The following is a 13,212-nucleotide window of genomic DNA, read 5'->3' as shown; positions in this document are numbered from 1 at the left end:
GCTACAATCGCCCAGAAAATAGTACTATGGCAAGAACCGTTTTCATGGGCACTCCAGAGTTCGCGGCGCCGATTCTTTCAGGCCTTATCGACGAGCGCTACGAAATCGCCGCGGTTTACACCCGCCCCGACGCCCCCGCCGGCAGGGGTAGGGCGCTGGCGGCATCTCCGGTGAAACAACTCGCCGAAAGGCACGGATTGACAGTCGTTCAACCCCGCTCACTTAAGAAACCAGAAGCCCAGGAAGAACTCCGCCAATTCGCCCCTGACGTTATCGTCGTCGCCGCCTATGGTCTTATTTTGCCCCTGGCGGTACTGGATATCCCCCGCCTTGCCTGTGTCAACGTCCACGCCTCTCTGCTGCCCAAACACCGCGGCGCGGCTCCTATATCGGCGGCTATTAGGGCCGGGGATGAGTTCAGCGGCGTTTCGATCATGCGCATGGACGTCGGGATCGACACCGGCGCCGTCTATTCACGTTCGATGATCCCGATCCTCGATTGGGACACCACCGGGACTCTGACCAAAAACCTGGCGATCATCGGCTCGATGGCCTTGCTGGACGTGCTGCCTCAGTTGATCAAAGGCACGATCGATGCAGCACCTCAGCCTTCAGAAGGCTCCAGTTACGCCCCAATGCTCTCTAAGGAAGCCGGGAGAATCGACTGGTCAAAATCCGCCATCGAGATCTGGCGGCAGGTCCGGGCGTACCAACCCTGGCCTGGAGCCTTTACCAGCTGGGAAAGCAAACTGATCAAGCTCATCGAGACGATTCCCTTAAGCGTCAAGCCGAGCGCAGTGTCAGGAACGGTCATTGGGCTTTCGGGCGAAGCCTCCGCCATCGGTATCGCGACCGGCGAAGGTGTGCTCTCTATCAAGAAACTTCAGATAGAAGGCAAGAAGCCGATGACCGGGGAGGAATTCCTGCGGGGGGCGCGGGGGTTTATCGGTTCAGTTCTCGATTAGAAATTCCCTATTCAACTGGAACCTCGATCCTGGTTAGAAATTCGCTTTCCGGGACCTCCTGCGGCGAATTCAGATAATACTCGAACCATGGTCCAGCCGGTTTCAATCCCGTCTCCTCCAGCCATTTCATAAATTCGCCATAAGCAGTTTCCATCCCGGCATACGGACCTTTGTAAACGGTTGAGGCGTAGCGGGCAGCAGGAATTTCCCTGAAATTCATATCGTCATGAGCCTGGACAGGTGCCGCCACGGGAAATCCCATCTCCACGTCAAGGTCGTTCATGTCTATGTTGTAATAAGCCACGTAAGGTTCGCCAGCCAGTGGCGATTTGACACGTTGAAGGTATTCCATAATCTTCATATAGGTTTCGCCAATGGTCTGGGGCAATTTAGCCTGGGGGATATGGAGCCGGATGAAGGCCACCGGCTGCGCAGGTTTGTCGCTCAGCTTGATCTCCATTGGTTCCTCCTTTTCAAGCCCTTATTCTATCACTTCACCAGACAAATTTGGTCTATTAGAACACAATCATTGTCTCTACCCCATCAAATCTGGTATACTCTAACCGGTCAACTAGCGTTATGTAATGGAGGTTTTTGATATGTTGGGTGGCTGGGGTCTTTACCTGGCTTTGATCGTTCCCCCACTGCTTCTGATGCTTTACGCCCAGTGGAAGGTTTCCTCCACTTTCGGCAAATATTCCAAGGTAGCTAACGACCGCAATATGACCGGCCTGCAGGTAGCCCGCTGGCTTTTGGACCAGAACAACCTGCAGAACGTCCAGGTCGAAATGACCAAGGGCAAGCTTTCGGACCACTACGACCCGCGCGTCAAGGTCCTTCGGCTCTCGCCTGATGTGGCCAACAAGGCCTCGGTGGCCTCGATGGGCATCGTCGCCCATGAAGTTGGCCACGCGGTGCAGCACGCCAAGGCTTACGCCCCGATGCAGATCCGGAGCGCCCTGGCACCGGTTGCTACCGTCGGCTCCAACTTCGGGTTTATCCTGATCTTCGTCGGTATCCTGCTGAACTTTGTAAATCTGGCCTGGCTGGGCGTAGCCCTTTTCGGAGTTGCCGTGCTTTTCACCCTGGTGACACTGCCGGTGGAGTTCGACGCTTCCGCCCGGGCGAAATCAATGTTACGGTCGACCGGGTTGGCTTCGGTCTCCGAAGCCGGAGGCGCCAGCGCTGTTCTCTCAGCGGCTGCCCTGACTTACGTAGCAGCCCTGCTGGCGGCCGTCGGCCAGCTCTTGTATTGGGTCCTCCTGCTTACAGGCGGCGGCGACAGACGTTAGAAAAAAACCGGTTATTCAAGAAGGGGACGGTGATGCCGCCCCCTTCTTTAGTTATAACAAAAAGTTATCGAACGAGCTGCCGGTAGGCATTCAATAACTATTTGTTATGCTAAGGGGTTCTTGGTGGACCTTATCCAGGGTTGATCCGGATGAACACAGCGGCCAAAATATGTTGATAACTCAAGGCTTTCTACAGCGGAAACCGCAACAACTATTAGACAAATCACCGCAACATTTGATAACCGCCACAACCTTCACGATTAGGGTAGGCTAAGTGGGCGGGCATGGCGATTGGCACAGTAACTTTTCTATAAATACAACTGTTAAAGCATTGTTATTTTGATATACTGAAACAGAATGGTTAACGACCATTAGAATGGATTCGATAGTTGATAGACCAGGCAGAAATTGAAGTAAAAAGCGGTGACGGCGGGCGCGGCGTAGCCACCTTCCGTCATGAGAAATATGTTCCCCGCGGTGGACCGGATGGGGGCGACGGTGGCCGGGGCGGCGACGTCATTATCGAAGCTGATAAAGACATCGGCAGCCTGATGAAATACCGCCACCAGCGCCATTTCAAGGCCGGTGACGGCGCCCGGGGCCAGGGTCAAAAGAAATACGGTAAAAGTGGCGAGGACGTCGTCATCAACCTGCCTGTAGGCACTGTGATCCGCGATAAAGAAACCGGCGAAATCCTGGCCGACCTGTCACATGACGGGGAGCGCGTTGTCGTCGCCAAGGGCGGCAAGGGCGGTTTAGGCAATCCCCATTTTGCCGGGTCCACCAACCAGGCGCCGCGGCTGGCCCAGGTCGGCGTGCCTGGCGAGACCAAAACCTTGTCGCTGGAACTGAAACTCATCGCCGACGCCGGCATCATCGGCTTACCGAACGCCGGGAAATCATCGCTTCTGGCAGCCATCTCGGCAGCACGGCCGAAGGTCGCTGATTATCCATTTACCACCCTCGAGCCAGCGCTCGGAGTAGTCCAGGCCGGCGGACGTAGCTGGGTAGTGGCCGATGTCCCGGGCTTGATCGAAGGCGCTCATCTGGGCAAAGGCCTGGGGCTGCAGTTTTTACGCCACGTCGCCCGGACCCGGGTGCTGGTGCACCTGATCGACGGATCATCGACCGAGCCGGTCAACGATATGGTCAAGATCAATACCGAACTTTTGCTGTACGATCCCCTGCTCGCCCGGAAGCAGCAGATCGTCGTAATAAATAAAATCGACCTGCCGGTAGTTAAAGACCGGATTCCCGTGCTGAAAGAAATGTTCAAGGCCGCCGGTCACAAAGCCCTGTTCATTTCGGCGGCAACCGGAGAGGGTGTCGATTCTCTCCTGGCTGAACTAGACCGAGTCCTTTCAGAACCTGAAAAATCTCTGGAAACGGCCAATGAAGAACCGATCAAGGTCTTCCGGCCGGCGCCTCAGCGGGAGAAGGTTGAGATCACCCGTGACTCTGACGGCTACCATGTTCATTCGGACGAGTACGAACGCCTGGTGGCCGGTTCCGACCTCAACGACCCCGAGGTTCGCCGCCAGATCCTGAGCGAGTTGTGGCGGTGGGGGGTTCTCCGGGCGATAAAATCTGCCAAGATCCAACCCGGCGAGAAACTTTTTATCGGCAAAGGGGAGTTCTACTGGTGAGACGCGGCCTCCTGGGCGGCACTTTCGACCCACCGCATGTCGGTCACCTGCAGATAGCTGAAGAAGCCCGGCGGAAACTGTGCCTCGATGAGATCGTTTTCATTCCCGCCGGCCTGCCCTGGGTCAAGGCCTCGATGAAGGTTTCCCCGGCCCGGCAGCGTCTTGATATGATCAAACTGGCAACGGCGGGCAAACCTTATTACTCCGTCAATGACCTTGAGGTCAGGCGTCCGGGTCCATCGTACACCTGGCAAACCCTCCAGGAACTCAAGGCGCACTACCCCAACGACGAACTCTATTTCATCCTGGGTTGGGACAATCTAACATCGCTGCCTTCCTGGCACCATCCCGACCGCATCATTGCATCCGCTTGCCTGGTGGCCGCACCGAGGGTGGGTTCTCCGCGCCCGGATCTGCACGAACTGGAAGCGCGGGTGCCGGGGCTGGCCGTCCGGACGGTGATCCTCACCGAGCCGGAAATCGATGTCTCGGCGACGACGATACGGCAGAGGGTAAGGTTGGGTGAACCCATAGGGCATTTGGTACCGCCGCCGGTTGCGGAGTACATCAGCGCGAACAGACTATATAGGGGTAACTAACTCTTAGCATCCACTAGGTTTTGAATTGAAGCATCTTGGAGCCAAGGTATGACAACAAAATTGTTATCACTGATTTTATCAACCATGTTTATCCAGGGTATCTCTGCTTCAGCTCGCGCCAAAAGCAGTGAATCGTTGGTTTGAACCTGGGTTAGGCTTTGATTGATAACCCACCACTTATTGTTAATGCCAGCTCTGATGAGGTCTCCCCGAAGCCTTTCCGCTTCAAAAACAGGCGTCGCCTCAGGTAATGTGACGATAACGATTTCGGTTTGTGCGGTATCTCGAAGCCGGGGCAGAAGATGGCGGACCGAATCCGGGATTTCCCCCTTTGTCCGCTGGACCTCCCGGTGATAGCTCAGGGTAGAATCGAGCAGAAGCAGTGTGTGCCCGGTTGGGGCGGTATCGATGACCACGACTTCGCTTTCTGCCTTATCGACAATTTCCGCAAATGCCCGGAATACCGCTATTTCCTGGGTGCAAGGGGATCGCAAGTCCTCGGCTATATAGGCGCAATCCTCTTCGTTCATAGTTTGATGAGCTTTGGTTAAGACCTCATTCGTATACTTTAATAATTCGGCTTTTTCATCTATCTTGCTGAGTGTTATGTTCCTGGACCCTCTAAAAACATATTGAAGATGGTTCGCCGGATCGGTTGATGTCAAGTGAACCCTGACCCCTTTATTGGCTAATTCCAGGGCTATGACCGCTGCGACAGTCGTTTTACCGACGCCGCCCTTGCCCATGGTGAAGATGACCTTCTTTTTTGTCTTGTAAAGATCTTCCACCAGGTCACGGATAGCCTTGACCCTGATGAACCCCGCCTTGCTCTTGCCGGGGGGAAATGAATCCTGTTGAAAGAAGGCTCTCAATCTCGCAATTCCCAGGACATTATAGGAGCGAAGCGGAACAGCAAAGGTCCGGAAGTCTCCCAGCCCGCGAGGCATGTTTCCCAAAGCTTGCTGTTGGTTGTTGAACATCTTTCTTGATATGGGATCTGTTGCCTCGCCCATCACCCCGTTTATAATCAAAATCTGGTTGCCGATGCCCATGTCTTTTAGCTCGGCGCTTGAACGCTCGGCTTCGATAAGAGGAAGATCCTCCGGCCGTGACACCAGGACAAGGGCAGTCTTTTTGGCATCCGCCAGGTTCTCAACGGCGTGTTGATACATCGCTTTTTTATCTTGTAAGCCGGCAAGTTGTCCGAGACAAGATGCGCCGTGTGTGCTTTCGCTTATGAAATTGGTCCAGGCTGACGGCAATTGCAGCATCCGCAGGGTATGACCAGTAGGCGCAGTATCGAAGATTATGTGATCATAGCCTCGGCTGACCGATTCATCGGTGATGAATTTCGAAAACTGGTCGAAAGCCGCGATTTCCACCGTGCATGAACCGGAAAGTTGTTCTTCCATGTTAGCGATGACGCTCGCCGGTAGTTTGCCTCGATATGGAGCGATAACCGATTCGCGGTAATCCCTCGCCGCCTCTTCCGGATTCAAATTGGCTACACACAGACCGGGCACTCCTTCGATGGCCTTGCCCTTGCCATCGAGTTCGGTCCCGAAAACGTCCTGCAGATTTGAGGCGGGGTCCGTGCTGATAAGCAGCACTTTTTCCCCATTGTCCGCCATCCCTACAGCGACGGCGCAGGCGATTGAGGTCTTGCCCACCCCTCCTTTACCGGTGAAGAACAGGTATTTAGTCGGGCTGAATGTGCCGAGAGAAAATGGCTCCAATCGCGTTGTAATCATGTAGCAGCATCCCTCTGTCCACCGCAACATCCACCTTGCCTTATTGTTTGAACTACATCAAGCCGAGTCTCAAGCCAATCCGCGAACTCTTCATTAGTAGGATATGTTTTGGTCTTGCCAACAATCCCATCAACCAACGTGATTGGCAAAACACCTGCGCCTTCTTTTTCCAAAAGATCGCTGATGACAGGATTCAAAATAAAACGCTGTGTATCGGTTGAGAGACCGTATCTTTGAATATTGATACCCTTACTTTTAAGAGCATTGATCACAGTCGCAACTCTCATCAATTCTGGGTCGATAGATGGGCCGCATACCCCGGTTGAACAGCACATAGCAGGATCGTAAATCTCAATGGTTTTCAATTTGTTTCCTCCGATTGAAAAATGATTATGATTAATTATCCAAATCTGAAGCGTACTTACTACGCCTCTGTTTTTTTCCGTATCTCCCTCTCCAAAACCGCAGTTATTTGTGAAGGATAAGTCGTGGCCATGCAAACTGGCTTGCCATCCAGCGTGATGATGGGCAAGGCACCTATGCCATAGGTGTTGAAGGCTTTGACGACCGGCGCAAACTTGACGTCATCGGTGTCGATCGTCTGGATATCGATGACCTCTGCCTGGACTTTGACTGCCTTTTCTACAGTTGCCTTAATCGCTTCAATCGTCTCCGACGATTGTCCTTTCGGCCCTCAGCAGGAAGATTTTGGACCGCAGGGATTGCTTTCAGGGAAGACAATGATCGTTGCCTTGATGTCCATTTTTTCTCCTTTTAGTTATATACGACCTGAAAAGGTTTCTCGAAGTAACGGCGTTTGAAATACAGAGCAACGTTGACCAATATGATAAGGGCGGGGACCTCAATTAGAGGCCCAATTACAGTGGCAAAGGCTTCACCCGAATGAAGACCGAAGATTGCGATGGCGACGGCGATAGCCAATTCAAAATCGTTGGATGCGGCTGTAAATGAAACCGCTGCAGTCTGAGGATACGTAGCTCCGATTTTCCGGGCGGTATAAAACGTCACAAACCACATGAAGCAGAAGTACAAAACCAGCGGAATAGCGATACGAACCACGTCCAGAGGTAGGGCGATGATGTTTTCACCTTTTAGGGAGAACATGACGATTATTGTGAAAAGTAGTGCAACTGGAGTGATATAGCTCACTTTGGGCAAATATGATCTCTCCAGCCATTCCTTGCCTTTAGCCTTGATTAGCCAGTAGCGGCTGAGTATGCCTGCGATAAGTGGGATACCCAGGAATATGAATACCACGCGCGCGGATTCTCCAATAGAGATGCTGGCGGAAATATCCTCCACCAGACCCAACTTTGGCAGAAGGAAAGCGATGAAGATAAAGATATATACCGCATACAGTAACATCTGGAACAGGGCATTGAAGGCCACCATTCCTACCGCTAACTCGCGGTCTCCTTTAGCCAGGTCATTCCATACGATGACCATGGCGATGCAGCGTGCCAACCCCACCAGAATGAGCCCAACCATGTATTCCGGCTTGTCGCGCAACAGCAAAATGGCCAGGCCGAACATGACCAGCGGCCCGATGATCCAGTTCATGACCAGGGAGAAACTCAGGAGCTTCAGGTTTTTAAGGACCTTGGGTAATTGATCATAATTCACCTTAGTGAGTGGAGGGTACATCATCAGGATCAGGCCGATGGCGATCGGAATAGAGATCGCCCCGACCTGAAGTGAGGTGATAGCGTCGGTAATCTTTGGCGCTATCTGCCCTAAAAGAATGCCTGCCCCCATCGCCAGGAAAATCCATAATGTTAAAAACCGGTCAAGTACCGAAAGTCTGGCTGCGACGGATTTTTCTTGGTTCATTATTCTCAGCCTCTCCTCCGTGTGTCCCGTTTGATCACCAAGACCGGTTGTTGGCTTTGTTTGATAACACCTTCTGACACAGAGCCCAGTATCACCTCTTCAAAATTGCTTTTTCCATGGGAACCAAGAACGATTACTGAGGCCTTCTCCTCATCGGCAACATTTAAAATCTCTCGGAGGGGAATCCCTTCTCTGACGATCCCTGTAGCTGCAAAACCAACCGATTTCAAGTCATCGACAATCTTTTTCACCTTGGTTAAATGCTCCGATTCCAGGCGATTGAACTCTTCATCGAGGTCAATCGGATACTTACCGATTATTCCACCGACCGTTGCGAGATTACGCAACTCACGGCGGTCAAAAACATGAAGCACTAAAATTTCTTCAACACAACCTTGGAAAAGTCGTCTCACGGAATCGAGAGCTTTCTGAGATGGCTCTGAAAAATCGGTTGGATAGAGGATTTTTCCAAACATACGCCCGCTCCAGATATTACTTTCGTTGCAGCTGATTGAAAGATTGTGATGGGTCGGTGGTGCCGTCCAGGAGGTTCTTCAACTTGCCCCGTTGAGATTGTTCGATCTTGTCATAAACAGCTGTTTTAAGGAATACGAGTGCCCCAGGTGCATCTCGATCGAGGATGATGCTTTCCAACTGCAACATCTCCCGCTCATTAAACGAGGTTGCGGATTTCCTTATCTCTAACATTTTCCCTCCTTCTATTACGAACACGAGGAATTGGCCGGATTAAACTGGGCAGCTTTTATTCCTGCAGCAGAGGGGCATAATCTTTTACTCTGAGCAAGTTGCTTTCGATCGTTGACGGCGATTGGGTTGTTACTTAATGCTTGTTCAACCGCCTTGACGATGAGATTGCGATAATCATCTGTAAGATGGGAAGATAAAGTGTAAATGTTCCAAAGACCCTCGGAACGCCGGTCCAAAAGACCGGCGTCATATAGCTGGCTAAGACTCCTAGATACGCGGGTTTGGGAGATACCCAGAACTTGAACCACTTCGCAGACGCAGCATTCTCTAAGCAAGAGAAGATTCAGGATACGGAGCCTGTTTTCATCAGACAAGGCTTTGAATACTTTTATCAGATCTCTCATATTTACCTGCCTATATTCATATATAGGCATATTAGCAGCTGAGGGTCATTGCCGTCAAGAAATGGATTGAAACCCTATATCCTGAAGATTGTCCCGGAAGGGGACTAAGAATGTACCCCAAGTTCAGTGAGGTGACAACCTACTGCCTGGTGTTCATCGTTCTCAAACATATACAAAGCGCACGAAACAAAAAAGAGAGGCTTTTAAGCCTCTCTTTTGATTATGAATGATATTAAAGCTATTTGGCGGCGTTGAGCTTCCTGGCGATGCGGCTCTTCTTGCGGGCAGCGGTGTTCGGATGGACCAGCTTCTTCTTGGCGGCGACGTCCAGGGCGCTCTGGCTAGCGGCAACGGCCTCTTTGGCGGCCGGATCCTTGGCGGCGATGGCTTTTTCGGCCTTCCGGACAGCGGTCTTAAGGCCGCTAGTGGCGGCGCGGTTGCGCTCGGTCTTCTTCGCCGAGGTGATGATATCTTTAATCGAGCTCTTGATATTGGCCAAAGGGATGCCTCCTAAAACTTATACACTGACAACAAGCATATGATTATACGGGATGACGGGTCCTGATGCAACCGGGGTTATTGAACCTTTTTCAAGATTGGTTCTACTACCTGCTCTTTGCCACGAAATGAGCCAGACCTTGAAATTACCGAGGTCGCTGATATTCTTGCCTTTCCTTTACGCTCTACGACCTTTGGTTCAAGTGGTTGTGAAGCACGTTTGGATCCTTCATAGACACCGACTGCTTTTGAGAGGGTCGCCACGAGATACTGATTGAGGCTCACGCCTTCTTTGTCAGCTATCCTGCCGAGGGCTCTGTGTAGATTCTTGGGCGCCCTGAGTAGAATCTTGCCGGAATAATCACCGCCACTTCGCGGTTCGGGGATGTCGATGCCTTCTTCACAAGCTACTTCAAGCCATAGGCGGCGGGCTTCCTCGATCATTTGTATCGCTTCTTCGACGGTCTCTCCCTGGGAATAACAACCCGGCAGGTCTTCAATTTGTGCAAAATAGCCACCCTCTGGCGCTGCTTCGATAGTAACCGGATATGTTGCATCCAAATAGTACTCAAGCGGTTTTCGTTCAGTCGCAGGTGTCATTTCAACCCCTCCAATCCCAGGTCCTTTACAAGGGCTCTAACGTACAGGCTATTAATGTACTTTGTTTTCTTGGGATCAATTATTGATATTGGCTTGGCGCCTTTTTTATGATAGACGCGGTGGCTCCCGCCAGACTTTCTTAATTCGAATCCGAACTCAATTAGGATCCGGTGACAGTCCTCGACGGTAATGTGTTGATTATCAGACAGGAATTTCTGGATCAGTTTTTGCAGGTCTGTCACAGCAGGTTAATGCTATCACCGGCGCTATCACATGTCAAATAACTACAAGTATTGGAACAATACATCTTGAAACCACTGATACACACTGCTAGTATTGTGCCGATGAACTTCCTGACCAAAATCACCGGTGCTCGCCGCCACAACCAAAGCTGCCTGTGCGTGGGTCTCGATCCGGAACCTGGGAAATTACCGGCCGGAATCGGGGTTTTCGAGTTCTGCAAGGGAATCATCGATGCTACCTACGACCTGGTTTGCGCCTACAAGCCGAACGCGGCTTTCTTCGAAGCCCTGAGAGACGACGGCTGCTCTACCCTGAAAAAGGTCATCAATACAGTACCCAATAATATCCCAGTCATCCTGGACGCCAAGCGCGGCGATATCGGCAACACGGCCAAAGCTTATGCCCGCTCTGCTTTCGATGAACTCGGCGCCAATGCCGTCACCGTCAACCCGTACATGGGTTTCGACTCCCTGGAACCCTTCATCGAGTACAGCGATAAAGGAATTTTTGTTCTCTGCCGCACCTCTAACCCCGGAGCCGCAGATTTCCAGTCGCTCGACTGCGGCGGGAAACCTCTCTACCAGGTTGTCGCCGACAAGGTTGAATCCTGGAACAGGCAAGGCAACCTCGGCCTAGTGGTCGGCGCTACCCAGCCGGATGAATTGAAAGCCATCCGCGACGCCCACCCAACCCTCCCTCTCCTCATCCCCGGGGTCGGCGCCCAGGGCGGTTCGCTGGAACTGTCTGTCAAATATGGCAATACCGGCGACGGGCTGGGCATTATCAATGTATCCCGGCAAATAATCTACGCCTCAAGCGGTCCGGATTTTGCCGCCGCGGCTAGGACAGCGGCTCTCAAGCTGCGGGACGAAATTAACCGCTATCTGGCGGAATAACCAAGTTCCAAGATACAATAACCAAACAAGCAACCAAATCTCAATAACCAAACTCGTGTAATTTGGTGATTGGTAATCGTGATTTGTTTGCAATTTGTGTCTTGGTTATTGGTGATTGCCTTGATGGTCGATTTCAAGCTTAACGACGTCCTGCGCCTGAGAAAACCCCACCCCTGCGGCGGCTACGAGTGGAAAGTCTATCGCCTGGGCGCCGATATCGGCATCATCTGCAACACCTGCCAGCGCCGTCTGCTCGTACCCCGCTCCGACCTCGAGAAGCGGATCAAGACGTTCGTCTCGCGAGGCGAATAATGTCGGACTTAAACCCTGCCGAAAAGCCCCGGCGCATCATGCACATCGACCTGGACGCCTTCTTCGTGTCCGTGGAGCAGGTGTTCGACCCTTCACTCAAGGGTAAGCCGGTGGCTGTCGGCGGCATCCCGGGCCAAGGCCGCGGCGTGGTGACAACGGCGTCTTACGAGGCGAGGAAGTTCGGCGTCCATTCGGGCATGTCGCTCATCGAGGCGCAGAGGCGGTGTCCCAAGTGCCTTTTTATCGGCGGGAACTGGGATCGATATTCCGAGGCTTCCAAGAAGTTCATGGCGATCCTGGCCGACTTTTCGCCGTTCCTGGAACCGGCGGGAATAGACGAGGCATATCTCGAGGTCACCGGGTTCGAAAGCATCCACGGCAGCCTGAGGGCGATGGGAGAAAAGATCAGGAAACGCATCCGCGACGAGATCGGCATCGCCGCGTCGATAGGCCTGGCGGGCAGTAAGATAACCGCCAAGGTGGCCTCCAAGGCAGCCAAGCCGGATGGCATGGTGGAGGTGCTTGTCGGCGGCGAAGCGGCGTTCATGGCTCCTCAGCCCATCGGCCGGATGCCGGGTGTAGGGGGTGTCACCGAAAAAGCCTTGAACTCCCTGGGCATCAGAACCCTCGGTCAACTCGCCAGTATGCCCCTTGACTCCCTCAGCAGCCGGTTCGGTTCCTACGGCGAGATGCTAAAACTGCACGCCCAGGGTATCGACCGCAGCCGCGTCCACCCGCCTTCGGAGGCTAAATCCATTTCCACCGAGCGCACCTTCGACCACGACAGCCGAGACCGGGAGTTTCTCGAGGCGACGCTCCGCTACCTGTCGGAACAGATCGGCGCCAGATTGAGACGTTACGGCAGCAAAGGATCAGTGGTCCACGTCAGATTGCGCTGGTCGGATTTTTCTGCCATCACCCGCCAGAAGAGCCTTGGCTACGCCACCGACTCCAACGAGGTCATCTTCGATGAGGCATTGAAACTGCTCGATAAAGCGTTGGAGAGCAATCGCCAGGCGGTACGGCTGCTCGGCGTCGGCGTCGCCAATCTGTCGGAGGGCAAAGCCCAATTGCCGCTTTCGATCAGTGCTTCGATAAGATCGACCGCCATCGATAGAGCACTCGACCGCATCCGCAAGCGCTACGGTTTCAGTTCCATCCAGACCGGCCGCACCCTGCCATTGGGGCACCGCTCCGGCCCCCGCGACCACCCCTGGCAACGCAAACCGGCCAGCGGAGAAACCGGCGACAAGGCTGACGAATGACAATCGGTATTATGTTGGTCTATAACGACTTCGGTAAAAAGAGTCTATAATCGGAATTGGTGGCCTGGCGCTGCATTTGTAAGTCTCAACGCCTCGCTGAATTGACATTAGGATGAGCGAGGGTGGTATGGCTTCAAGGAGGAACACCGGGATATAAATAACAACGCTCTGCGCAGGATGGC

General features: G+C 53.0%; 17 protein-coding genes. 7 read left to right on the top strand and 10 right to left on the bottom strand.

All coding sequences use genetic code 11. The features are described from left to right. The first annotated feature begins 26 nt into the window (after nt 1-26). Nucleotides 27-965 carry a methionyl-tRNA formyltransferase gene (gene fmt, locus HX448_RS10395; RefSeq protein ID WP_102330883.1) on the top strand — a complete coding sequence of 313 codons (939 nt, stop codon included), beginning with the start codon at nt 27-29 and terminating at the stop codon, nt 963-965. 7 nt (nt 966-972) lie between these two features. Here the strand turns inward: fmt and HX448_RS10390 are convergent, their stop codons facing one another. Next, nucleotides 973-1,425, bottom strand: a complete 453-nt coding sequence (locus tag HX448_RS10390; protein WP_102330884.1) for a GyrI-like domain-containing protein — start codon at nt 1,423-1,425, stop codon at nt 973-975. A gap of 139 nt (nt 1,426-1,564) precedes the next feature. Here HX448_RS10390 and HX448_RS10385 point away from each other — a divergent pair, with 139 nt between their 5' ends. The 3 genes from HX448_RS10385 to nadD all read left to right on the top strand — a co-directional run bounded on the left by HX448_RS10385 (nt 1,565) and on the right by nadD (nt 4,502). Further along, entirely contained in the window at nt 1,565-2,257 is a 693-nt protein-coding gene (locus tag HX448_RS10385; protein WP_102330885.1) for a zinc metallopeptidase, read from the top strand. A gap of 389 nt (nt 2,258-2,646) precedes the next feature. After that, nucleotides 2,647-3,903 (top strand): GTPase ObgE, encoded by a 1,257-nt coding sequence (obgE, locus tag HX448_RS10380; protein ID WP_102330886.1) that lies wholly within the window; start codon nt 2,647-2,649, stop codon nt 3,901-3,903. Continuing rightward, nucleotides 3,897-4,502 carry a nicotinate-nucleotide adenylyltransferase gene (gene nadD / locus HX448_RS10375; RefSeq protein WP_102331104.1) on the top strand — a complete coding sequence of 202 codons (606 nt, stop codon included), beginning with the start codon at nt 3,897-3,899 and terminating at the stop codon, nt 4,500-4,502. The genes obgE and nadD overlap by 7 nt, the downstream gene beginning before the upstream one ends. Here nadD and arsA read toward each other — a convergent pair. The 9 genes from arsA to HX448_RS10740 all read right to left on the bottom strand — a co-directional run bounded on the left by arsA (nt 4,499) and on the right by HX448_RS10740 (nt 10,556). Beyond that, entirely contained in the window at nt 4,499-6,253 is a 1,755-nt protein-coding gene (gene arsA, locus HX448_RS10370) for an arsenical pump-driving ATPase (protein WP_102330887.1), read from the bottom strand. The genes nadD and arsA overlap by 4 nt on opposite strands. Next, nucleotides 6,250-6,618, bottom strand: a complete 369-nt coding sequence (arsD, locus tag HX448_RS10365) for an arsenite efflux transporter metallochaperone ArsD (protein ID WP_102330888.1) — start codon at nt 6,616-6,618, stop codon at nt 6,250-6,252. Before arsD ends, arsA begins: the two co-directional genes overlap by 4 nt. 409 nt (nt 6,619-7,027) lie before the next feature. After that, entirely contained in the window at nt 7,028-8,104 is a 1,077-nt protein-coding gene (arsB, locus tag HX448_RS10360) for an ACR3 family arsenite efflux transporter (RefSeq protein ID WP_102330889.1), read from the bottom strand. A gap of 5 nt (nt 8,105-8,109) precedes the next feature. Continuing rightward, on the bottom strand, nt 8,110-8,580 hold the full coding sequence (locus tag HX448_RS10355; protein ID WP_102330890.1) for a universal stress protein: 471 nt from the start codon (nt 8,578-8,580) through the stop codon (nt 8,110-8,112). Between the two features lie 16 nt (nt 8,581-8,596). Continuing rightward, on the bottom strand, nt 8,597-8,812 hold the full coding sequence (locus HX448_RS10350) for a hypothetical protein (protein WP_102330891.1): 216 nt from the start codon (nt 8,810-8,812) through the stop codon (nt 8,597-8,599). Between the two features lie 14 nt (nt 8,813-8,826). Next, nucleotides 8,827-9,216, bottom strand: a complete 390-nt coding sequence (locus tag HX448_RS10345) for an ArsR/SmtB family transcription factor (RefSeq protein WP_162485928.1) — start codon at nt 9,214-9,216, stop codon at nt 8,827-8,829. Between the two features lie 238 nt (nt 9,217-9,454). Continuing rightward, a complete protein-coding gene (gene rpsT, locus HX448_RS10340) occupies nt 9,455-9,715 on the bottom strand; it encodes a 30S ribosomal protein S20 (protein ID WP_102330893.1) in 261 nt (86 codons plus the stop codon). 77 nt (nt 9,716-9,792) lie between these two features. Continuing rightward, nucleotides 9,793-10,314, bottom strand: coding sequence for a type II toxin-antitoxin system HicB family antitoxin (locus tag HX448_RS10335; protein WP_102330894.1), 522 nt, complete (start codon nt 10,312-10,314; stop codon nt 9,793-9,795). Continuing rightward, on the bottom strand, nt 10,311-10,556 hold the full coding sequence (locus HX448_RS10740) for a type II toxin-antitoxin system HicA family toxin (RefSeq protein WP_102330895.1): 246 nt from the start codon (nt 10,554-10,556) through the stop codon (nt 10,311-10,313). Before HX448_RS10740 ends, HX448_RS10335 begins: the two co-directional genes overlap by 4 nt. Before the next feature lie 66 nt (nt 10,557-10,622). Between HX448_RS10740 and pyrF the strand changes: the two genes are divergently transcribed. The 3 genes from pyrF to dinB all read left to right on the top strand — a co-directional run bounded on the left by pyrF (nt 10,623) and on the right by dinB (nt 13,030). Next, nucleotides 10,623-11,453: an orotidine-5'-phosphate decarboxylase gene (gene pyrF / locus HX448_RS10325; protein ID WP_336470077.1), complete on the top strand. Its 831-nt coding sequence runs from the start codon at nt 10,623-10,625 to the stop codon at nt 11,451-11,453. 123 nt (nt 11,454-11,576) lie between these two features. Continuing rightward, a complete protein-coding gene (locus HX448_RS10320) occupies nt 11,577-11,765 on the top strand; it encodes a DUF951 domain-containing protein (protein WP_102330897.1) in 189 nt (62 codons plus the stop codon). Continuing rightward, nucleotides 11,765-13,030: a DNA polymerase IV gene (dinB, locus tag HX448_RS10315; RefSeq protein ID WP_102330898.1), complete on the top strand. Its 1,266-nt coding sequence runs from the start codon at nt 11,765-11,767 to the stop codon at nt 13,028-13,030. The genes HX448_RS10320 and dinB overlap by 1 nt, the downstream gene beginning before the upstream one ends. The last annotated feature ends 182 nt before the right edge of the window (nt 13,031-13,212 follow it).

This window comes from Dehalogenimonas etheniformans (assembly GCF_014672715.2).
GTDB classification, from domain to species: domain Bacteria; phylum Chloroflexota; class Dehalococcoidia; order Dehalococcoidales; family Dehalococcoidaceae; genus Dehalogenimonas; species Dehalogenimonas etheniformans.
The sequence above is the reverse complement of the archived record's forward strand: the minus strand, read 5'-3'. Positions and strand labels throughout refer to the sequence as shown.